This is a genomic window from Paraburkholderia saeva, assembly GCF_907164555.1.
Lineage (GTDB): Bacteria > Pseudomonadota > Gammaproteobacteria > Burkholderiales > Burkholderiaceae > Paraburkholderia > Paraburkholderia saeva.
Map to the genome: position 1 here is coordinate 392,571 of NZ_CAJQZC010000005.1, position 21,350 is coordinate 413,920.

A 21,350-nucleotide genomic window follows, 5' to 3' on the forward strand; every position below is an offset into this window, starting at 1 on the left:
AAGTAAGGCAGACGGGCACTCGCTGCGCTCTCTGCAGTGGAAAGTAAGCTCTCCAAGTCACAGCACGTCAATGCTAAGCTCCAGAAAACATTCATAGGGGAGCGGGGGGATGGGCATTCTCGGGAAACTGTTCGGGCGGAAGCACACTGCAGTCGTAGATGCCGTAAAGCCGCAACCTAACCGGCGAGCAGAAGCAATGACCGTTAAGGCTAGTTCTGAGCGCATCGAGTCCGAACGCCAGATGCAAGCGGAGGCCTTCGCACTGATTGAGTCTCAGCTGGTCGCGTCCGGCCTGTTTAATCCCGAGTCAGTGCCGGCCATGATCAGCGCCATTCGAGCTAACAGTCCGCCATTCACGCCGGTCAACGCGCACTTGCTTCTAGGGAAAAAAGGGCGTCCCGAAGCCGAGGCGGCGCGAATCTCTCTGGCAGACTGCCTTGTTTCTGCCAGCCCGCCCAGCGCGGACCCTGCAACGTTTATTCAGGCGGCATGTACGCACAGTGCCAACCTGGCGAGGAATCGGCACGCACTGATTCGCATGAAGGGCATCGGCATCGAGGCCGTGCGGGTAACCTTTGTCAAAGACAAGGGCTCCTGTGCGAAGGTCAAGAAGCTGACGAAATCGTATCCAATCAACGACGCTCCTGTGCTTCCGCTGCAGGACTGCAATGGCAAGCGTTGCTTCTGCGCATACAAGGCGATTATCCCCGGCTTGGACGACTGACGACAGATATGAATCTCTTTCGAAAGCTGTTCGGAGCAAAGCCGGTGCAGTCGACTGTTCGCGACGACCACGAGGCGCAATCGGCCAAGTCCCTGTCGGATGCCTCACCACGGCGAAGCGCGATTGCGACCGGGGCACCCACGCCTTTTCAGCAATTGGCTAACGAGCGAAATGCAGCCGCCACGACGGGCGGGGCAATCGCTGCAGAATGGAGCTGGCGGGGCGGAACGTCGGGCTGCTGGATACCTGAACACGAGGCGCGTAACGGTCGCGTCTATGCGGTGCGCGGAAACTGGGCCGAGGAAAAAGGCTTCATGACAGCCGGCGACGGTTACACCGACGAAATCACCGGGCCGCTTGAGGAGGACGAGTGCCGGTGCATGTATGTTTACTTATACGCGCTGCGGAACGTTCCCGATGCGATGGTGACAGCTGCAGGTAAAGAATCGCTTGCGCGAGCCAGAAGCCTGATTGAGGCGGATAGGCGCCGCCGAAGTGACGCAAGCAGCAAATGAGGACTTGACGCTACGCCTAACGCCCAGAGGCCCTGCGCGCGCGGTCAAGCGCCATATCCCATCTCATTTGCCGTCGCATAGCCCCTGCGACCTCTCCGACGTTAGAGAAGAGTCATGCAGGCAGTGTGACCTCTCCGACCTTCCCGTGCATCATCGGGTAACGGTGCGAGCTGCGATTGATGGAATCCGGTTACACAGCGGTTACACGGACTCCAGAAAGCAAAAAGCCCAGTCATAGAGACCGGGCTAAGTGCTTGATTCTTTTGGGGTGGCTGATGGGGCTCGAACCCACGACAACAGGAATCACAATCCTGGACTCTACCAACTGAGCTACAGCCACCACTGAGACAACTTTGAACTGCTTTGTGGCTCGCCATGAACTGGCTTGCCGATCAAGAAGCGAGATTATACAAACATGAATGCGGTTTGCCTAGCCCTTTATTCAAACATTTCGGCAGGCTCACGCAGATGCGTGCGCGCTTCATCGAAGATCGCGAGATCGCCGAGCGCAAGCTTCCTGTTATCCGACAGCACACGGCGCCATCCACGCGCACCCGCGACACCGCGATACAGTCCGAGCGCATGACGCGTAATGCCACCGAGGAACGTGCCGCGCGCGAGTTCAGCCGCGCAGTATTCGATGAGTTTCGCTTCGGCGGCTTCGCGACTCAACACAGGTTCCGGCGAACCATAGAAGCGCGAATCGACATCGGCGAGCACATACGGGTTGTGATACGCCTCACGTCCGAGCATCACGCCATCCACATGCTGCAGATGGGTCTCGACTTCATCGAGCGTTTTCACGCCGCCGTTGATGATGATTTCGAGCTGCGGAAAATCGCGCTTCAACTGATATGCGTAGTCGTATTTGAGCGGGGGAATCTCGCGATTCTCCTTCGGGCTCAATCCTTTGAGGATCGCATTGCGCGCGTGCACGATGAAGACATCGCAGCCCGCATCGGCAATCGTGCCGACGAAGTCGCGCACGAATCCATATTCTTCGACCGCGTCGACGCCGATGCGGTGCTTCACCGTCACCGGCACCGAAACGACATCGCGCATTGCCTTCACGCAGTCGGCGACCAGTTGCGGCTCGTTCATCAGACACGCGCCGAACGCGCCACGCTGCACGCGCTCCGATGGGCAGCCGCAGTTCAGATTGATTTCGTCGTAGCCCCACTGTTCGCCCAGTTTCGCTGCGTGCGCGAGGTCGGCCGGCTCGCTGCCGCCGAGTTGCAGCGCAACGGGCGCTTCATCGGCCGTGAACGCGAGGTGACGCGCAACGTCGCCGTGAATCAGCGCGCCCGTCGTCACCATCTCCGTATAGAGCCACGTGTGGCGCGACAGGATGCGATGAAACGAGCGGCAGTGGCGATCGGTCCAGTCCATCATCGGCGCAACCGATACGCGACGGGGACTCGGGGAGTGGGAGGAAGACATGGGAACGGCCAGACGGCAGGAATCAAACCGCGATTTTACAGCAAGCGGATGACGCGGCTTCTCCATGACGTGCGTGCGGGTTTAAACGCGCCCAACCTGCCCGGAACCGGGGTCGAAACGGCTGCATCCCTTGTCCTCCAAGGCGGCGGGGCATTGTTCCCGTTTGAAGAATAGTAAATTCGAATTATCGATACAAATTTCCGATAGTAGGGGTATACACTGCCTCCATCGACGTTGCGACAGGCGAGACAAAAACCCTTCCGCAACGGCTTCGTACCGAAAATCAACGTTTATTGGAGAGTCATCATGAAGAGCAAACTCGTCGCAGTTCTGATCGCCGCTTCTGCCGCAATCGCCGCTCCGGCCTTCGCAAGTGGTTACGGCCCGGCGCCGCATTACAACCCGACGGTCGGCGCGCCGGCTTCGCAGCAAGGCCAGAGCTCGCAAACCGTTGCCGCTGAGCGTGCCGCTCAGGCTTCGAACAGCGCCTACGGTGGTGTCAACGCTTCGACGTCGCAATCCGGTAGCCGCGCCGAGCAAACGGGCCCGGGCTCGGTGTTCTTCGGTCATTGATTGATCGCGGGCGGGACGCCTCACAAGGGCGTCCCGCTTTTGCGTTTCTGGCTGTCCGCGTCCCGCGTTACCCCTGCGCTTTATTTCCTCTGCTTCACCGCTCCGCCTTCGTTCTATTTTCCCGCTTTTCCATTTCGCGTTCCGTTGCTGGCCATTCCTGCTTCGTCGTACAGGCGGTTTTGACCTTGCGTCGATCGCGGCATCGATGCGCGTGTCAGGCGTCGACGTGCGTGGCGCAAATTCCGCTTCCAGTGTGCCATTCCCAACTTTCAGGCGGCGCGCATCTTTCTATGATGGTCGATGTCGTGCGCCTTGCAACTCCGTGTTGCCCGGCGCAACCTGCATCGCCCGCGTGGCGAAGAAGACGGAGCGTCGATGGATCCAGTCAATATTCACGTGCATCTGTATTACGGGGTGGATCCGCTGCAATTTCGTAAAGGCGAAAATGCAGGCTGTCTTTATGGATATCACTTTGCCGAATCGGACGCGATGGCGCTGTCCTATTCGCGGGACCACCCGGAAGGCGGGTTGTTGCGCCTCGTACGACGCAGCCTGAAATCGCTACTCGGGTTCGACTTCATTCACACCTATCGCAATAGAGCCGCTCTTGCGAGCGCGGACGTGATCTGGACGCACACAGAGCGCGAATATCTGTCCGTCGCACTTTTGTTGCTGCTGACAAGGCGCAGCCGGGAACCGCTTCTCCTTGCGCAGAGTGTGTGGCTGCTCGACATCTGGAAGTCGCTGAGTCCGCCCAGGCGTCTTTTCTACCGATGGCTGCTTGGCCGTGCCGATGTGCTCACAACCCACAGCCCGGATAATGCCGCGCTCGCCCGGAAATACTGGGGACGCGAGGCAACGGTGGTTCGCTACGGGCTGGACACGCGGGATTTCCCGCTGACGACGATTGGCGACTGGCGTCCTCACCAGCCGTTGCGTATTGCGTCGATTGGTAACGATCGCGATCGCGACTGGAACACCTTGATCACGGCCTTCGAGAACGATCCGCGCTATTGCGTGCGAGTCGCGACACGGCGAAAGATCTGGCGGCATTCGAAAGCCATCAACGTGACCGTCGCACCGGCACATGGTCTCGCTGCCCAGCGCGCGCTGTATGAATGGGCTGACGTCATCGTTGTTTCGTTACATCCGAATCATCACGTCTCGGGCATCACCGTCATCCTTGAGGCCGTCGCAACAGGTAAGCCCGTCATCGCTACGGCAGCAGGCGGACTCGAAGAATATTTTGGCCCGGGCAGCATCTGGTATGTGCCCGCCCATGATCCCACGGCGATGCGCGAGCAGGCCGCGTTTCTGGTACGCGAACCCGGTGTCGTGACAGAACAGATGCGTCGCGCACAACAGGAATTCATGCAGAAAGATCTGACCACACGTGCGTTTGCAGACCAGCATGTGATGCTTACGCGGGCATTGCTTGACAGGCCGATCGCGTGCACGGATGAGCCGTTGCCGCAATCGCGCACATAGCCGCACATATGCCATCAACTGAACCGGGCGTAACGATGAGTCAGTCATCGTCACGCTCCGTGAGGGGCATGGCATTACAGCAAACAGGCTGCCGGATTGGCCTGACTGCCTGTCACTTTGCGGATACCACGAGTTTGAGCTTACCTGCGCCCGCCGTGATTGCGGTGATTTCCGTGCGGCTGGCGCGTGCGCCCAGATAGAAATGCTGGCGGCTGGGCGAATTCTGGTCGTGTGTCGCTTCCGGGAGACATGAAGCGATATCTGCTGCCACGGCCTGCAGCGCATCTGCCGTGGGGCCAGCTTCGCTATGCGGTGTCCAGACGCATTGATAGTTCACGCCTTCGGTGCTGCATCGCGCGTCGTCACCGTACGGCTGCGCGACGCTTCGGCCGTCGCCCGGCTGCAGCGAGGTGAATCGGTCCGGCGCGGCCGCCACGATTCGTTTTAGCGCAGCGCACGGGCTGGGCGTGTCGTCGGCCCGAGCGGCGCCACTCGATAGTGTCCACACTGACAGTGCGATCACTGTCAGGAGCGAAGAAGCCCGTTTTTCCTGCCTCGTCTGGTTCATCGAAAAAATGTCCTCTCAGTAGTGCCGCGACAGGGTCCGTTGTGAGGATGAGCACGTTTTTTCCATCTCTTCGCAAAGTTTCCCGGTGACCATCTCGAGCGCCCGATGACGCAGATAGCAATACCAGACAGGCTATCGTTCCAGATCGAAGCGAATGGTCTGATCGTTCGGGTTCGCCGGCTGCGGGTTGACGGTATCGGCGAGAAATGGCTCAAGACCGAAGAGCCGTGCGAATCCCAACGCGAGCGAGTCCGACAGGCGCATACGCTTTTTACGCTCGATGTCTTCAAGAATATCGCCTGAGACGGGCGCCACCGGGACGACGGAATCGCCGGGTTCGGCGGAAGCGAGTGCGGGATCTGGGTTCATGGCGAAAGCCTTGCGCTGGAAGGTGGCGCTGTTGATCAGCAATCGGTGTGCCCGAGCGCTTCTATCAACCGTGTCAGCCGCCGCTGCGGCCGTGCCCGCTCACATGTGCACCCGCACGCCGGTCGAGGCCGATGACATCCGCGATAGCCACGAATCCCAAACCGGCCACAATCAGGAAGGCGCCATTGAAATCGGCGGTGGTGACGGTCTGGCCGTCGTGGCCGTGAAACCATGCCGCCATCCGCAACGCAATCGCGCCGAACGCGACGCCCATGCCCACGGTCATCTGTCCCAGCGTGCTCGACAGCGTTGACGCGCCGCTCATCTGCGGCCTGGGCACGTCGGCGAACGTCAGCGTATTGATTGCGGTGAACTGCAGCGAGCGCGCAAGCCCGCTGACAAAGAGAACCGTCACGATCCAGAACGTGGGCGTCGCGGGTGTCAGGAGACTCATCGCGGCAAGCGTCAAGGCCGCGAACGCGCCGTTCACAAGCAGCACGGAGCGGAAGCCATAACGCCGCATGATGGGCGTCGTCACGAGCTTCATCATGAGATTGCCGGCGAATACTGCAAGCGTCAGCAGCCCGGACTGGAACGCGTTCATCCCGAAGCCGACCTGGAACATCAGCGGCAACAGGAAAGGAACCGCGCTGATCGAGATACGAAAGATCGATCCGCCGCCCATCGCGACCGCGAACGTCCTGATCCTGAACGCGGATAGATCCACGACCGGATGCGCCGTACGGCGCAGATGAAACAGCGCGGCCGCACCGGCCACGACGCCAACGCCGAGCCACGCAAGCGCCTGCTTCCACGGCGCGTCGACGCGTCCCGTCAACTCCATCGCGTACATCAGCGCGGTGCAGGCGAGCCCCGAGAGCACGAAACCCGCCGCATCGAACGGACGTTTTTGCGTGTCACGGTCATTGCCGATGAAATGCCACGCGAGCACGAGCCCGATCAGACCCAGCGGCAGGTTCAGATAGAAGATCCAGCGCCACGACGAATACGTGGTGATGAGTCCGCCGAGCGGCGGTCCGATGACGGGCGCGACGAGCCCCGGCCACGTGATGATCGAGATCGCGCGCATCAGGCTGTCCCTGGGCGTCGAACGCAGCACGGCGAGCCGGCCCACCGGCACCATCATCGCGCCGCCGATACCCTGAAGAACGCGCGCCGCTGTGAATTCGACGAGGCCGTTCGTCATGCCGCACAGCACCGACGACGCAGTGAACACCGCGAGCGCGCCGGTGAACACGTTGCGCACGCCGAAGCGGTCGGCGGCCCAGCCGCTGATCGGGATGAACACGGCGAGCGTCAACAGATACGACGTGATGCCGATGCTGAGATCGACCGGGTGGACGTTGAACGAGCGCGCCATCTGCGGCAGCGCGGTAGCGATGATCGTGCCGTCGAGGTTCTCCATGAAGAACGCGGCGGCCACGAGCGTGACGATCAGTGAAGAATCGCCGGAACGCGGTGCGGCGGACGATGAACCTGACATCTGCATGACACTCCGGAGCGAAGCAGGCGACGTGAGCGAGTGGTGGACAAAGCGCAGCGCGACGCATCCGCGTGTGCTGCGCGAGAGCGTCATTCTAGCGGCACACGCAGGACGCGCCGGCATGGTAACTTCGACGTTCTTCGTTCACTTAACGCACAAGGAACCTTTCGATGGAATATCGCAGACTCGGCGCAACGGACGTAAAGGTCAGCGCCATCGGCCTCGGCACGATGACGTGGGGCGAGCAGAACACCGAAAGCGAAGCGCACGCGCAGATCGGTTACGCGCTCGATCACGGCGTCAACCTGATCGATGCCGCGGAAATGTATCCGGTGCCGCCGCGTCCGGAGACGCAAGGGCTGACCGAGCGCTATATCGGCACCTGGCTGGCGCAGCATCGCAGCGCGCGCGAGCGGATCGTGCTCGCGACCAAGATTGCCGGTCCAGCGCGCCAGCCGCACAATCCGCGGCACATTCGCGGCGCAGGCAACCAGTTCGACCGCAAGAACCTGACCGAAGCGCTGAACGACAGCCTCAAGCGCCTGCAGACGGATTACGTCGACCTGTACCAGCTGCACTGGCCCGACCGCAGCACGATGACGTTCGGCCGCACGTCGTATCCGTGGGTCGACGACGCCTATACGGTGCCGATCGAGGAAACGCTGTCGGTCCTCGGTGAATTCGTGAAGGAGGGCAGGGTGCGCCACATCGGCGTGTCGAACGAGACGCCGTGGGGTGTCGCGCAGTTTCTGCGTGCCGCGGAAAGGCTCGGGTTGCCGCGCATCGTCAGCATCCAGAATCCGTACAGCCTGCTGAATCGTACGTTCGAGCTTGGCCTGTCGGAGTTCAGTCACCGCGAAAACGTCGGTCTGCTTGCGTATTCGCCGCTTGCGTTCGGGTGGCTGACGGGCAAGTACGAGGGCGGGGCGCGTCCGGCGGGCGCGCGCATCACGCTGTTCGAGCGTTTCCAGCGCTACAGCAAGCCGCAATCGGTCGAAGCGACCACGCGCTATGTCGAACTCGCGAAGCGTCATGGATTTTCGCCCGCGCAGTTCGCGCTTGCGTTCGTGAACAGCCGTCCGTTCCTCACGAGTAATCTGATCGGTGCGACTTCGCTCGACCAGCTGAAGGAAAACATCGCGAGTGCGGACGTGACGCTGTCGGCGGAAGTGCTCGCTGAAATCGAAGCACTTCACGATCGGCAACCGAATCCGGCGCCGTAGCATCGCGTGGATTGACGTCTGGCATCGTTGGATGCGCACAGCCCCGGCTACTTTCAGCCGGGGCTGTTTTGTTTTCGCAGGCGATGCCTGTAACTGCTGCTCAAACCGGTATGCCGGACCGGTGAGTGAATGCGCCCCTGCGATGCGTTCGCAAATGGGGCGTGCCACAATTGGCGCTCCCGACCCACGCTGGTCCCGGAGACAATCATGAACACCACACGTCAAACGCAACCCGTTTCCGGCTGGCTGGTCTTCCTGCTGATTGCCGTGGTCGGGCTCTTCTATGTGAAGTGGTTTCCGTACTACAACCGCGCGTTTACGGCGGCATCGACGCATTCGACCGGCAAATCGATCCTGATGGGCACAGCGGCGAGCCCGCCCGAGCCGTCATTTGCGGCAGCGCTCGACTACGCCTCGGCTTACGGCAAGGCGATCTGGCAGGCGATGGTGCTGGGCCTGCTGCTCGGCTCGGCCGTTCAGGCGCTGATACCCGCGCACTGGGTTGCGCGGGTGCTCGGCAGGACGAATTTTGGCGCCGTCGCCGCGGGCGGCCTGCTGGCGATTCCCGGCATGATGTGTACCTGTTGCGCCGCGCCGGTTGTCGTCGGTCTGCGCGCGCGTGAGGCGTCGCCGGGTGGGGCGATTGCATTCTGGCTCGGCAACTCCGTCCTCAATCCGGCGACGCTTGTCTTCATGGGTTTCGTGCTCGGCTGGAACTGGTCGGCCCTGCGGCTCATACTTGGCCTGCTGATGGTGTTCGGACTCGGCTATGCCGTGAACCGCTTCACCACGCAAGAGGACGCTCGCACCGCCGCGGGTCTTGCAGAACGCGTCGCAAGCAGGCAGACGGGCAACGTGTTCGTCCGCTGGCTGGAGATTCTGGCGCGTATGGCCGTGCGCCTGATTCCCGAATACCTCGTGCTGATCCTGCTGCTCGGTGCAGCGCGGGCGTGGCTCTTTCCGCACATCGGGCCGGACATCGCTGGATCGTCGCGCTGGCGGTTGCGAGCATGCTGTTCGTGATTCCGACGGCGGGCGAAGTGCCTATCATTCAGGCAATGCTGGCGCTTGGCATGGGCGTGGGCCCCGCGGGCGCACTCCTGATGACCTTGCCGCCGATCAGCGTGCCGTCTCTCGCAATGCTCACCCGTTCGTTTGCGCCGCGCGTGCTGGCGCTGGTGGTCATTTCGGTAGTCGGATTTGGCGTGGTGGCGGGATTGCTCGCGATCGCGCTCGGCTTCTGACGGCGCATGCCCCGATGGGTGCGTTGCCACGCGATCGGCGACGAATTGCCGTGTTCAATCGACAAACGCGACCTACACTGGGGAACGGAGCAGGCGAGCCGCAGGGTCTGGCCGGCCGTGGCGCGCACGCCGCAAACAACGGGCGTCTGCCCGCGCAACGGTGCGCCGGCGCCTCGGGATGGTACGATTCAGCCCGCGATGGCATGCACCGCCTACCGGCTGTCCGTGCGAAAAGAACGATTGAATTCAGGAAACAGAATGGCGCAACAAAAAACGAATCCGAAACTTGAACAGGCGCTTACGCGCGGAGACCTCGCGATCCGCCAGGCGAACTCGGCGCGCGCAACTGCGCTGCTGCGCGCGCTCGGCAAGATGATCGTCGACGCCTCGGCGACGATCGGCGTGGAAGCGTTTACGCTGATTCCCGACGGCGATCGCATCTACGATCCGGCCGACGGCCTGTGGCCGCAGACGCTGCTCATCTCGCTCGACGGCCCGGTTGAAGAGGCGGATCCGGACGAGGTGCGCACGATCCGTCTCGTCGCCGACGACCCGGGCACCGTGTTTCGCGTCGAGTGGCAGCGCGCGGACGGCAAGCTCGGACGCCAGGACGGCGGTCCGTTCGCGACCGTCGCGTTTATTTCGGACGTCGACATTCCCTGGACCGACGACGAAGACTGACCCCTCGCATCATCAGCCTTGTCGCCGCTTCGATGTGATCGTGTCCGCGTTCAGCGCATCATGCGGCGCCGGAACAGCACCGAAGCCAGGATGAACGGCACGATCACATACGCCGCCAGCACGCCGACGTGCAACGCGGCGCCTTCCATTGGCCGGCCAAGCATCGCCGGCCGGATCAGCTCCACGGCGTGCGCGAGCGGCAACAGCAGCGTCACCCGTTGCGCGAGCGCGGGAAGCTGCGTCACGGGAAAGAACACACCGGAGAGCAGCATCATCGGCGTAAGCGCGAGCGTCTGGTAGAACATGAAGAAATCGTACGACGGCGCGACCGCCGTCACGATCATCGCGAGACTCGCGAATGCGAGACCGGTCAGCACAATGACGGGCAGCGTAATCAGCATCGACGGAAAACTCGCATAGCCGAGAAGGCCCGCCACCAGCATGATTGCCGCGCCGGACAGCACCGATTTGCTGGCCGCCCAGATCACTTCGCCCAGCATGATATCGCCGAGCGTGAGCGGCGTGTGCATGATCGCTTCCCACGTGCGTTGTACATGCATGCGCGAAAAGCCCGAATACATCGACTCGAAACTCGCCGACATCATCACGCTCGACGCGACCGTGCCCGCCGCGAGAAACGCGATATACGACACGCCTTCGACGTGTCCGACCATCAGCCCAAGCCCAAGGCCCAGGCCGAACAGATAGATCATCGGATCGGCGAGATTGCCGAACATCGACGCAATTGCAAGCTTGCGCCACACCAGATAGTTGCGGCGCCAGACGGCGATCCAGTTGACCGCGTTCGCGGGCAGCGCGGCGAAGCCTTCGTGCAACCGGGAAGGCTTTGCAGGGGAAGATTCGTAACTGCGTGCGTCCATATTTGTCGGGTCAATCTCTTTGCCAGTGCTACGTATGTATGGGCCGGTTCGCCGTGGTGCCGGCTGCGGTGTTCATCGGTCAGTCCGACCAGTCTTGCTAGTCCTGCATCTCGCGACCCGTGAGCCGCAAAAAGACGTCTTCGAGATTGGCCGGTCGATGCAGATAACGCAGATCGGTTCGCTGCTTGAGTTTGACGTGCACGGGCTGCGGATCATCGACGTAGCAAAAAAGCGTCTCGCCGCTGATTTCCGTGCGCACAGCGAGCGGCGCGAGTTCGTCGCGTAGCGTCACGGGGTCCGGGCCGTAAATCTCGATCACATCGCATCCAATCTCCGACGCGATCAGTTCGCGCGGCGCGCCTTCCGCGATCTTGCGGCCTTCCTCGATCACGCACACCCGGTGACACAGCCGCTCGGCTTCTTCCATGAAGTGCGTCGTGAGCAGGATTGTCTTGCCGCGCGCGAGCAGTGAACGCAGCCGCTCCCAGATCAGATGCCGCGCCTGCGGGTCGAGGCCGGTGGTGGGCTCATCCATGATCAGGACGTCGGGATCGTTGACGAGCGCGCGGGCGAGCGTCAGGCGCCGCTTCATCCCGCCCGAGAGTTCGCCCACGCGTGCATCGGCCTTGTTTTCGAGCCGCGCGAATTCGAGCAGGGATGGCACGAGCTCACGCGTTTGCTTCGCGCTCAGGCCGAAGTAGCGGCCGAACACCAGCAGATTTTCGCGGACGGTGAAGTCGGGATCGAGGTTGTCGAACTGCGGCACAACACCCACGCGCATGCGCGCATACCGGGCGCGCGACGGAATCGGCTCGCCGCAAAGACGGATCGTGCCCGCGTCCGGCGCAGCGATGCCGAGCAGCATGCGCAGGGTGGTCGTCTTGCCGGCACCGTTCGGGCCGAGCAGGCCGAAACATTCCCCGGCGCGCACGTGGAACGAGAGGCCGCCGACGACGGTCTTCTCGCCATAGTGTTTTTTCACGTCTTCAAATTCGATTGCAGCGGCTGACATGGGACGACACGTGCTCCGTTCGTTGCGAACCTGCATGGAAAACGCCTGCAAGGCAGGGGCAGGCTATTCTAAGGGCTTCGCTGACCGCGCGTTGGGCGTCGTGACGCCGTGACGGGGCGTCTTTTGCACTGCGGCAGGGCATTCAAACGCGATGGGAACGCACCTGGCGTTTTCCATCCCTTGCAACCTGAATTGCGGCGCACCATGATTGAAGTGAAGCCGCGATAGACGCGGAAGGGAGATGACCATGGCGAGCTACAAAAAAATCCTGCTGTGCTACGACGGCTCGCGCGAAGGCCGCAAGGCGCTACGTTGCGGCGCTGACCTTGCACTGGACCTGAAAGCCGAGACGCACCTGCTCTCGGTTGTCGATATGCGTTCGAGCATCGCGCAAAGCGCGGGGCTGCTCACCGATGTGGCCTGCGGCCGCTTTGAAGACACCGCCCGCGACATTCTCCAGGAAGGCGTGACCTGGCTCACCGAGCGTGGGGTCCAGGCGCACGGGCATTTTGCGTTCGGGCATCCGATCGACGAAATCGCCAATCTGGCGAACCAGTTGCAGGTCGATCTGGTCGTGGTCGGCCACCGCTGCCGTACGGGACTCTCGCGATGGTGGATGGGCGCGGGCAACACGCCGCTCCTCGACCGCGTCTCGTGCAGCATTCTGGTTGCATGCTCGTCGGTGGAAGAGCAGCAACAGGCGGCGGCCTGAGCTTTCAAACGGCCTCAGGGTTCGGACGCAGTTCCGCCGTTGAGATCGACGGCGGACAGCTTCCACGAAAAGAGTCCATCGCGGCGCAGAATCGCGGAATAGCGCGTATCGCCGACGCCATGCTGATACGTCACCACAAACTCGTTGATCCCGCGATACGCCGCCGTGGTTTGCGGCGGCTGGGGCGGCGTCTGCCGGGCTGACGCAGCGGAACCAGCGGCAGCCGCGGGCGCGGTTGCCGTTCCAGCGGGCGGTGCCTCGGCCGTACCACCCGCCGCAGGCTCCGGTGGTCGTTCGCCGGGTTCACCGCGCGGCGGCATGCCATTCAGCAACGCAGCGACGCCATCGGGCGTCGCGTACGCATCTACCAGCGGACCAATCAACGCAACGCCGATCATCGCGCCGATCGCGGCAAGCGGATTGCCGTTGTGTTGAGCATCGAGCCGTCGCGCCAGCAGACCGGTGACCTGCTGCTTCAGGCTCTCGCGCAGCGCCGGAAAGTCCACGTATTCATTGACCGTTTCGGCGTCGCGGGCATCGGCGGCCCGCTTGAGGCGATCGAGCGCGACGTATGCCGACGCATAACCATATCCAAGCGCCGCGACGCCAACGATTACGATGATCGTGATCAAAAATGCGCGAAACGACCGACGATTTCGTGCGGGTACCGAAACACTCATAAGGTGCGAATCTCCGTTAAACGTGATCTAACGTTGACCGCAACGAAACGGAAACGATCCCGTGCAGCGCCCAACACGGCGACATGACCGCAGGAAACCGCGTTAGCAAGACTTCAGTTATTCGAACAGCGCGCCCTGCATGGCTGCGCTTTCTTCAGCGATACAGCGGTCGATCATGTTGCAGACCGCGTCGACCGTTCCAACCATGATGAGCCGCGACGGCCCGTGATACACGCGCACCGGCGCGCGCCGACCCGGCTCCGCATTCAGCCCGGAATTCAGCGAAACCCGCGCGAACGCCGGCATGGCGGAGGGCAGCGTGGGCGCTTCAGGCGTTGAAACGCGCTCGAAGAGCGACGGCGCGCGGAGCGCGTCGAGCGCGCCGCACGGCACCAGGTTGCGCAGATGACGCAGACGTCCGAACTGACGGAAAGGGAGCAGGCGGGCAAGGCGTTCCATGTGACTCTCCAGGCAAAGTTCAGAATTCAGTCGGGCGAATCAGCCCGACTGCAATGCCTTCGAGCGCAAATTCCCCGCTGCCGGCCTGAACAAAGATGTTGTCGTAATCGGGGTTCTCGGCGATCAGCTCGATCCCGTCCGGACGGCGCTTCAGGCGCTTCACCGTGACGTCGTCGCCAATCCGGGCCACGATGATCTGCCCGTCTTTCGCTTCGCTTTTCTTCTGAACGGCGAGCAGATCGCCGTCGAAAATGCCTGCGTCGCGCATCGACAGCCCGCGGACCTTCAGCAGGTAATCGGGTTTGCTCGAAAAGAGCGCCGGGTCGCACGCGTAATGCTGCGAGATATGTTCCTGCGCGAGGATCGGGCTGCCGGCAGCAACCCGGCCGATCAGCGGCAGCGACAGCTGCATGATGCTCGAGTGCGGCAGCGTGAACTGGTAGGGGCTGTCATCTGAGCCCGACAGCAGACGGATGCCGCGCGAGGCGCCCGCTGCAAGCTCGATCACGCCCTTGCGCGCCAGCGCGCGCAGATGTTCTTCCGCCGAGTTCGCCGAACTGAAACCGAGTTCGGCGGCAATCTCCGCGCGGGTGGGCGGAAAGCCGGTGCGTTCGATCGCCCGGCGGATCAGATCGAAAACCTGCTGCTGTCGTGCGGTGAGTTTGGTCATGGCGCCACTGTATGGATGAACAGGTGACTGTATTTTTATACAGTACGCGGCGCATTTCAAGCTTTACTTTAAGTTCGGCCAGACCGGTGCCACCGGAACAGCGGTTTTCGGCGCTATCGCACCCGGATTCGCGTCGCAACGCCGCACCGGGCGGTCGTTACCACTTTTAAGTATTAAAGAATGAAGAACAATTATTTTTAATGATGAAAGCCCTTCGATAGACTGGCCCTCAATCGATGCAAAGCAACGCACACACGCCGCAATAACGAAAGAACAAACCGGAGAAATCGGAAATGAGCAGCAGCACGGGGCTGGCACGCAGGACACGAAAAATCGTCACGGCGCTTGCGCTGGGCGTCGCGGCAGCAGCCGGTTTCGCCGGTCAGGCTCACGCGGCGGATACGACACTGCTGAACGTTTCGTACGACCCGACGCGCGAGCTGTATCAGGACGTCAACCAGGCGTTCGGCAAGGAATGGAAGGCGAAGACCGGCGAGCAGGTCACGTTCAAGCAGTCGCACGGCGGCTCGGGTGCGCAGGCGCGCTCGGTGCTCGACGGGTTGCAGGCGGATGTCGTGACACTCGCGCTCGCTTATGACATCGACGCGCTCGCTAACAAAGGCCTCATCGACAAGGGCTGGCAGAAGCGTCTGCCGGACAACGCGTCGCCGTACACGTCGACGATCGTGTTTCTCGTGCGCAAGGGCAACCCGAAGCACATCAAGGATTGGGACGATCTCGTGAAGCCGGGTGTGTCGATCGTGACGCCGAACCCCAAGACATCGGGCGGTGCGCGCTGGAACTATCTGGCCGCGTGGGCGTACGCCGAACATCAGCCGGGCGGCAACGACCAGAAGGCGAAAGAATTTGTCGGCAAGCTTTACAAGAATGCGGGCGTTCTCGACTCTGGCGCGCGCGGTGCGACGACGAGCTTCGTGCAACGCGATATCGGCGACGTGCTGATTGCGTGGGAAAACGAAGCGTTCCTGTCGGTCAAGGAATTCGGCACCGACAAGTTCGAGATCGTCGTGCCTTCGGTGAGCATCCTGGCCGAGCCGCCGGTCGCGGTGGTCGACAAGGTCGTCGATAAACACGGCACGCGCAAGCTGGCCGAGGCATACCTGAACTTCCTGTATAGCGACGAAGGTCAGGAAATCGCCGCGAAGAACTTCTACCGGCCGCGTTCGAACAAGGTGCCGGCTGCGCTGACGGCGAAGTTTCCGAAGCTGAAGCTTTACACCATCGACGACAGCTTCGGCGGTTGGGCCAACGCGCAGAAGACTCACTTCGCGGACGGCGGCGTCTTCGACTCGATCTATCAGCCGCAGTGAAGTGACGTAGCGATGGATGAGGATCAGCAGTAAAGCCAGAAAGGCGCGCCCGTAGGGTGCGCCTTTCTGGCGAGATGGACCCCGACGTTTCAACCCGGCCAGATCCGCTTTTTTCATGTCTCGAGCGTGAAGCAAAAGCGGTTCGAGCCCCGAACGAGCATCCAGCATGACGACGTTGACCTTCCGCAAGCCGAGCGCGTTACCCGGCTTCGGCCTGACACTTGGCATCACGGTGGCGTATCTGAGCCTCGTGGTGCTGATTCCGCTTGCCGCCACCTTCCTGAAAACCGCGACGCTCGACTGGTCGCAGTTCGTGCGCGCCGTGACATCGCCGCGCGTGCTCGCGTCGTACCGGCTGACGTTTTTCGCCGCGCTGGGCGGCGCGCTGATCAACGCCGTGTTCGGCTTTCTCGTCGCGTGGGTGCTGGTGCGCTATACGTTTCCGTTCAGACGTCTCGTCGATGCCGTGGTCGATCTGCCGTTCGCGCTGCCGACGTCCGTGGCCGGCATTTCGCTTGCCGCCGTGTATGCGAGCAACGGCTGGCTCGGACAGTTTCTCGTGCCGCTCGGCATCAAGGTCGCGTTCACGCCGGCGGGTGTGCTGGTCGCGCTGACGTTCATCGGTCTGCCGTTCGTCGTGCGCACCGTGCAGCCGGTGCTGGAGGAATTCGAGCGCGAGCAGGAAGAAGCCGCCGCCTGCCTTGGTGCGTCGCGCTGGCTGACGTTTCGCCGGGTGGTGCTGCCCGCCGTTTTCCCCGCACTGCTGACGGGGTTTGCGCTCGCCTTCGCCCGTGCACTCGGCGAATATGGCTCGGTGATTTTCATCGCGGGCAACGTGCCGATGAAATCTGAAATCACGTCGCTCCTCATCATCACGAAGCTCGAGCAGTACGACTATGCGGGCGCCACGGCGCTCGCGGTCGTCATGCTGGTCGTGTCGTTCCTGATGCTGCTCCTCATCAATACGTTGCAGTGGTATCTGCAACGGCGCACGAGTCGCGGCGCGTCCGGGCCGCAGGTGCCCCCGGGGTCGCACACAGGCAGTGCGGCACATGCAGTCGTGGCCGGAGGTGCGCAATGAGCGATTCCGTGACGACCGTCTCACGCAATACCCGCGGCGCCCAGACCGCCAGCCGTCGCCCCGATCCCGTGACGGAATCGCGCGTGGTCCGCTGGCTGCTGGTCGGCATTGCGCTGCTGTTTCTCGCGCTGTTTCTGGTCGTGCCGCTCGTGGCGGTGTTCTATCAGGCGCTCAGCAAGGGCATCGGCTTCTACTTCGAGTCGCTCGCCGATCCGGACGCGCTGTCGGCCATCAAGCTCACCGTGATCACCGCGGCGATCGCCGTGCCGCTGAACCTCGTGTTCGGACTGGCCGCCTCGTGGTGTATCGCGAAGTTCGAATTCCGCGGCAAGGCGCTCCTCACGACGCTCATCGATCTGCCGTTTTCCGTGTCGCCGGTGATCTCGGGTTTGATCTATGTGCTGATGTTCGGCGCGCAAGGCTGGTTCGGGCCGTGGCTCGAAGCGCATAACGTGCAGATCATCTTCGCCGTGCCGGGCATCGTGCTCGCGACGATCTTCGTTACGTTCCCGTTCGTCGCGCGCGAGCTGATTCCGCTGATGCAGGCGCAGGGTAACGATGAGGAAGAGGCGGCGCACGTGCTCGGCGCATCGGGCTGGCAGATATTTCGCCGTGTCACGCTGCCGAACGTTCGCTGGGGTCTGCTGTACGGCGTGATTCTCTGTAACGCGCGTGCGATGGGCGAATTCGGCGCGGTGTCGGTAGTGTCGGGCCATATTCGCGGGCAGACCGACACGATGCCGCTGCACGTCGAGATTCTCTACAACGAATACAACTTTTCCGCGGCGTTTGCCGTGGCCTCCGTGCTCGCGCTGCTCGCGCTCGTCACGCTGGCCCTGAAGCTGCTCGCGGAGCGTCATCTTTCGGCGGAGCAGGCCGATGCGCGGGCTGTGCCCGCGCACGCCGGTCCCGTCACCCCGTCGCCGGCACCGTCGCATGCGGCCAGCCGTCCGGTTCAGTAAGGAGAGCAGCACATGGGCATCACCGTTCGTAACCTGCAGAAGCGCTTTGGCGATTTCACCGCGCTCGACAACGTGTCGCTCGATTTTCCGCCGGGTGAACTCGTCGCGCTGCTCGGACCCTCCGGCTGTGGCAAGACCACGCTGCTGCGTGTGATCGCGGGCCTCGAATACGCCGACGCCGGGCAGGTCGTGCTGCAAGGTCAGGATGTCGCCGAAGTCGGTGCGCGTGAGCGGCAGGTCGGCTTCGTGTTCCAGCATTACGCGCTGTTCCGTCACATGACGGTGTTCGAAAACGTCGCGTTCGGTCTGCGCGTGAAGCCGCGGAAGGAGCGGCCGTCGGAAGCGGTGATCCGCGAGAAAGTGCATGAACTGCTGAAGCTCGTGCAGCTCGACTGGCTCGCGCAACGCTTTCCTTCGGAGCTGTCGGGCGGCCAGCGTCAGCGGATCGCGCTCGCACGTGCGCTCGCTGTCGAACCCAAAGTGCTGCTGCTCGACGAGCCGTTCGGCGCGCTCGACGCGAAGGTCCGCAAGGAACTGCGCAGCTGGCTGCGGCGCCTGCACGACGACCTGCATATCTCGACGATCTTCGTCACGCACGACCAGGAAGAAGCGCTCGAAGTGGCGGACCGCATCGTGGTGCTCAATCACGGGCACGTGGAGCAGGTCGGCAGTCCGCAGGACGTGTACGACCATCCGCAGACGTCGTTCGTCTACGAGTTCCTCGGCGCGGCGAACCGTCTGCATGGCAAGGTGGATGGCGGCGGATTCGTGGTCGACGGTGCCGCATTGCCGATTTCGGTGGCGGCCGGTTTCGAAGGCCCGGCGTTCGCGTATGTACGTCCGCACGATCTGGCGTTGTACCCGAAGGCGGATAGCCACCGCGACGGCATCACGGTCGGCGTGCGCCGGGTCGTGACGCTCGGCGGTTCGGTGCGCGTCGAGCTCGAAGGACACGAGGGGCGCGTGCTCGAAGCCGAGCTTGACCGGGAGGCGTGGCGCGAACTGCGTCTGAATGTCGGCGATGGCGTGACGGCCGTGCCGCGCGCGCTGCGTGTGTTTCCCGCGCACTGACCGTACCTCACACGTTCACTACACCAACTTAACTTCGGCTGTACCGGAGACAAGAACATGAATTTCCAGCAACTGCGTTTTGTGCGCGAAGCGGTGCGCCAGAACATGAACCTGACTGAAGTGGCGAACGTGCTGTACACGTCGCAGTCGGGCGTGTCGAAACAGATCAAGGACCTCGAGGACGAACTCGGCGTCGATATCTTCATCCGTCGCGGCAAACGGCTGACGGGTCTGACCGAGCCCGGCAAGGCGGTGCATCAGCTGATCGAGCGGATGCTGCTCGATGCGGAGAACCTGCGCCGTGTCGCGCGTCAGTTCGCCGATCAGGACAGCGGCCATCTGGTCGTCGCTACGACGCACACGCAGGCTCGCTACGCGCTGCCGAAGGTGATCCGCCAGTTCACGGAAGTGTTCCCGAAGGTGCATCTCGCGCTGCGTCAGGGCAGCCCGCAGCAGATCGCGCAGATGATCATCAACGGCGAAGCGGACATCGGCATTTCGACCGAAGCGCTCGACCGCTATCCGGACATCGTCACGTTCCCGTGCTATTCGTGGCATCACGTGGTGGTGGTGCCGAAGGGCCATCCGCTCGTCGGCCGGCCGAACCTGACGCTCGATGAAATCGCCGAATTTCCGATTGTCACCTACGACCAGGATTTCACCGGCCGCTCGCATATCGACCAGGCGTTCGCGAAGGCGGGCGCATTGCCCGACGTCGTGCTGACCGCCATCGACGCCGACGTGATCAAGACGTACGTCGAACTCGGCATGGGCATCGGCATCGTCGCGGCGATGGCCTACGATCCGAAGCGCGATACTGAACTCGTCGCGCTCGATACGCAGCATCTGTTCGAGGCGAGCACGACGCGCGTCGGGCTGCGCAAGGGCGCGTTCCTGCGCGCGTACGCGTACCGCCTGATCGAAATGTTCGCGCCGCAGCTGAACGAAACAGAAATCGCGGCACAGTTGCGCGAGGCGGCCTGATCGGCGTTCGTGCCGGCAGTGGGGAAAGCATGCGCCCGGGCGTACGTCGCGCATCGCTTACAATCGGCGCCATGAATACTTCCACTTCTTCTTCCGGCGCGGCGCCGTCGAACGGTCTGCCGCGCATCGCCGTGCTCGCGACGGGCGGCACGATCGCGGGTTCCGCCGCCGATGCCACGAATACCGCTGGCTATCAGGCGGGCGTGGTCGGCGTCGACCGGCTGCTCGCGGCGGTTCCGGCGCTCTCCGATGTCGCGCAGGTACAGGCCGGGCAGGTCGCGAGCATCGACAGCAAGGACATGGCGCTCACGCTGTGGACCACGCTCGCGCAACGCGTGAACACGCTGCTCGCAAGCGATGACATCGATGGCGTCGTCATCACGCACGGCACCGATACGCTCGAAGAAACCGCCTATCTGCTGCATCTCACAGTGAAGAGCACGAAGCCGGTGGTGCTGACTGCCGCGATGCGGCCATCGACGGCGCTTTCCGCCGATGGCCCGCTCAACCTGCTGAACGCGGTCGTGGTCGCCGCCAGCGCCGCCGCGCACGGGCAGGGCGTGCTCGTCGCGGTCAATAACCGGATCCACAGCGCGCGCGACGTCGTGAAGACCAGCACGTTCGCGCTCGACGCGTTCCAGTCGCCCGAAGTGGGCGCGCTGGGCTGGGTGCAGGACGGGCGCGTCGAGTTCCAGCGCAGCGTCGTGCGCGCCCACACGGTCGCCACCGAATTCGTGATCGGCGCGACATGGCCGGGCGTGGACATTGTCACGAGTTACGCGGGCGTGTCGCGCGTGGCCGTCGATGCACTCGTCATGGCGGGCGTGCGCGGTATCGTGGTCGCGGGCACCGGGAACGGCTCGATCCATACGTCGCTCCAGCAGGCGCTCGCCGACGCCGTATCGCAGGGCGTGGCCGTCGTGCGTGCGTCGCGGGTCGGCTCGGGGCACGTGATGCGCAACGGCGCTGCGCCGGACGATACGCTCGGTTTTGTCGCCGCGAACGGGCTGAACCCGTACAAATCGCGTGTGCTGCTGATGCTGGCGCTCGCCGCCGGTGGCGCCGGCCCGGTCGTGCTGCAGCGCGCGTTCGATACGTACTAGGCGCCCGTGGAGCGGCGGCGCGGTGCGAGCTTTCCCCGTCTGTGAGGTAACCCACGCGGTTTGCCGGCTTTTCGT

General features: G+C 62.8%; 22 protein-coding genes, 1 tRNA gene and 1 pseudogene. 14 read left to right on the forward strand and 10 right to left on the reverse strand.

Going from position 1 to position 21,350, the window contains the following annotated elements; translation table 11 throughout:
* Nucleotides 1–196 precede the first annotated feature (196 nt).
* Complete coding sequence (locus LPA36_RS16170; RefSeq protein ID WP_228878451.1) at nucleotides 197–724, forward strand: hypothetical protein; 528 nt, start codon at nucleotides 197–199, stop codon at nucleotides 722–724.
* 8 nt (nucleotides 725–732) lie between these two features.
* Nucleotides 733–1,239 (forward strand): hypothetical protein, encoded by a 507-nt coding sequence (locus tag LPA36_RS16175; protein WP_228878454.1) that lies wholly within the window; start codon nucleotides 733–735, stop codon nucleotides 1,237–1,239.
* Nucleotides 1,240–1,503: 264 nt separating this feature from the next.
* Here LPA36_RS16175 and LPA36_RS16180 read toward each other — a convergent pair.
* Both LPA36_RS16180 and dusA read right to left on the reverse strand, forming a co-directional pair.
* Nucleotides 1,504–1,579 (reverse strand) — tRNA-His (locus LPA36_RS16180).
* A gap of 98 nt (nucleotides 1,580–1,677) precedes the next feature.
* Nucleotides 1,678–2,679: a tRNA dihydrouridine(20/20a) synthase DusA gene (dusA, locus tag LPA36_RS16185; RefSeq protein ID WP_228878457.1), complete on the reverse strand. Its 1,002-nt coding sequence runs from the start codon at nucleotides 2,677–2,679 to the stop codon at nucleotides 1,678–1,680.
* A gap of 306 nt (nucleotides 2,680–2,985) precedes the next feature.
* Between dusA and LPA36_RS16190 the strand changes: the two genes are divergently transcribed.
* Nucleotides 2,986–3,252 (forward strand): hypothetical protein, encoded by a 267-nt coding sequence (locus LPA36_RS16190; RefSeq protein WP_228878460.1) that lies wholly within the window; start codon nucleotides 2,986–2,988, stop codon nucleotides 3,250–3,252.
* Between the two features lie 375 nt (nucleotides 3,253–3,627).
* A complete protein-coding gene (locus LPA36_RS16195) occupies nucleotides 3,628–4,740 on the forward strand; it encodes a glycosyltransferase (protein WP_228878462.1) in 1,113 nt (370 codons plus the stop codon).
* A gap of 112 nt (nucleotides 4,741–4,852) precedes the next feature.
* On the opposite strand, the gene LPA36_RS16200 is transcribed toward LPA36_RS16195, so the two are convergent.
* The 3 genes from LPA36_RS16200 to LPA36_RS16210 all read right to left on the reverse strand — a co-directional run bounded on the left by LPA36_RS16200 (nucleotide 4,853) and on the right by LPA36_RS16210 (nucleotide 7,187).
* Nucleotides 4,853–5,308, reverse strand: coding sequence for a hypothetical protein (locus LPA36_RS16200; protein ID WP_228878464.1), 456 nt, complete (start codon nucleotides 5,306–5,308; stop codon nucleotides 4,853–4,855).
* 132 nt (nucleotides 5,309–5,440) lie between these two features.
* Nucleotides 5,441–5,719 (reverse strand): hypothetical protein, encoded by a 279-nt coding sequence (locus tag LPA36_RS16205; RefSeq protein WP_228878467.1) that lies wholly within the window; start codon nucleotides 5,717–5,719, stop codon nucleotides 5,441–5,443.
* 31 nt (nucleotides 5,720–5,750) lie between these two features.
* On the reverse strand, nucleotides 5,751–7,187 hold the full coding sequence (locus tag LPA36_RS16210) for a DHA2 family efflux MFS transporter permease subunit (protein ID WP_228878470.1): 1,437 nt from the start codon (nucleotides 7,185–7,187) through the stop codon (nucleotides 5,751–5,753).
* Nucleotides 7,188–7,351: 164 nt separating this feature from the next.
* On the opposite strand from LPA36_RS16210, the gene LPA36_RS16215 reads away from it, so the two are divergent.
* From LPA36_RS16215 to LPA36_RS16225, 3 genes and pseudogenes are all read left to right on the forward strand, one after another.
* A complete protein-coding gene (locus LPA36_RS16215) occupies nucleotides 7,352–8,404 on the forward strand; it encodes an NADP(H)-dependent aldo-keto reductase (RefSeq protein ID WP_228878472.1) in 1,053 nt (350 codons plus the stop codon).
* A gap of 207 nt (nucleotides 8,405–8,611) precedes the next feature.
* Nucleotides 8,612–9,648 (forward strand): annotated as a pseudogene (locus LPA36_RS16220) (permease).
* Between the two features lie 258 nt (nucleotides 9,649–9,906).
* A complete protein-coding gene (locus LPA36_RS16225; protein WP_228878474.1) occupies nucleotides 9,907–10,329 on the forward strand; it encodes a hypothetical protein in 423 nt (140 codons plus the stop codon).
* 50 nt (nucleotides 10,330–10,379) lie between these two features.
* Here LPA36_RS16225 and LPA36_RS16230 read toward each other — a convergent pair whose 3' ends face one another.
* Complete coding sequence (locus LPA36_RS16230; RefSeq protein ID WP_228878478.1) at nucleotides 10,380–11,210, reverse strand: ABC transporter permease; 831 nt, start codon at nucleotides 11,208–11,210, stop codon at nucleotides 10,380–10,382.
* A gap of 97 nt (nucleotides 11,211–11,307) precedes the next feature.
* Entirely contained in the window at nucleotides 11,308–12,258 is a 951-nt protein-coding gene (gene nodI / locus LPA36_RS16235; protein ID WP_267478572.1) for a nodulation factor ABC transporter ATP-binding protein NodI, read from the reverse strand.
* Nucleotides 12,259–12,469: 211 nt separating this feature from the next.
* On the opposite strand from nodI, the gene LPA36_RS16240 reads away from it, so the two are divergent.
* Nucleotides 12,470–12,934: a universal stress protein gene (locus LPA36_RS16240; RefSeq protein WP_228878483.1), complete on the forward strand. Its 465-nt coding sequence runs from the start codon at nucleotides 12,470–12,472 to the stop codon at nucleotides 12,932–12,934.
* Nucleotides 12,935–12,948: 14 nt separating this feature from the next.
* On the opposite strand, the gene LPA36_RS16245 is transcribed toward LPA36_RS16240, so the two are convergent.
* The 3 genes from LPA36_RS16245 to lexA all read right to left on the reverse strand — a co-directional run bounded on the left by LPA36_RS16245 (nucleotide 12,949) and on the right by lexA (nucleotide 14,743).
* Nucleotides 12,949–13,614 carry a DUF2939 domain-containing protein gene (locus LPA36_RS16245; RefSeq protein WP_228878486.1) on the reverse strand — a complete coding sequence of 222 codons (666 nt, stop codon included), beginning with the start codon at nucleotides 13,612–13,614 and terminating at the stop codon, nucleotides 12,949–12,951.
* 117 nt (nucleotides 13,615–13,731) lie between these two features.
* Entirely contained in the window at nucleotides 13,732–14,073 is a 342-nt protein-coding gene (locus LPA36_RS16250) for a hypothetical protein (protein ID WP_228878493.1), read from the reverse strand.
* Between the two features lie 19 nt (nucleotides 14,074–14,092).
* Nucleotides 14,093–14,743: a transcriptional repressor LexA gene (lexA, locus tag LPA36_RS16255; RefSeq protein ID WP_090533319.1), complete on the reverse strand. Its 651-nt coding sequence runs from the start codon at nucleotides 14,741–14,743 to the stop codon at nucleotides 14,093–14,095.
* Between the two features lie 293 nt (nucleotides 14,744–15,036).
* On the opposite strand from lexA, the gene LPA36_RS16260 reads away from it, so the two are divergent.
* From LPA36_RS16260 to LPA36_RS16285, 6 genes are all read left to right on the forward strand, one after another.
* Nucleotides 15,037–16,074 (forward strand): sulfate ABC transporter substrate-binding protein, encoded by a 1,038-nt coding sequence (locus tag LPA36_RS16260; RefSeq protein ID WP_228878496.1) that lies wholly within the window; start codon nucleotides 15,037–15,039, stop codon nucleotides 16,072–16,074.
* A 166-nt stretch (nucleotides 16,075–16,240) separates the two neighbouring features.
* Entirely contained in the window at nucleotides 16,241–17,155 is a 915-nt protein-coding gene (cysT, locus tag LPA36_RS16265; RefSeq protein ID WP_228878499.1) for a sulfate ABC transporter permease subunit CysT, read from the forward strand.
* The gene (gene cysW, locus LPA36_RS16270) at nucleotides 17,152–18,117 is read left to right on the forward strand and encodes a sulfate ABC transporter permease subunit CysW (RefSeq protein ID WP_228878502.1); all 966 of its coding nucleotides are present in this window, start codon (nucleotides 17,152–17,154) and stop codon (nucleotides 18,115–18,117) included. Before cysT ends, cysW begins: the two co-directional genes overlap by 4 nt.
* Nucleotides 18,118–18,129: 12 nt before the next feature.
* A complete protein-coding gene (locus LPA36_RS16275) occupies nucleotides 18,130–19,188 on the forward strand; it encodes a sulfate/molybdate ABC transporter ATP-binding protein (protein WP_228878505.1) in 1,059 nt (352 codons plus the stop codon).
* A gap of 57 nt (nucleotides 19,189–19,245) precedes the next feature.
* Nucleotides 19,246–20,172, forward strand: a complete 927-nt coding sequence (locus LPA36_RS16280) for a CysB family HTH-type transcriptional regulator (RefSeq protein ID WP_228878507.1) — start codon at nucleotides 19,246–19,248, stop codon at nucleotides 20,170–20,172.
* Between the two features lie 71 nt (nucleotides 20,173–20,243).
* A complete protein-coding gene (locus LPA36_RS16285) occupies nucleotides 20,244–21,275 on the forward strand; it encodes an asparaginase (RefSeq protein WP_228878518.1) in 1,032 nt (343 codons plus the stop codon).
* The last annotated feature ends 75 nt before the right edge of the window (nucleotides 21,276–21,350 follow it).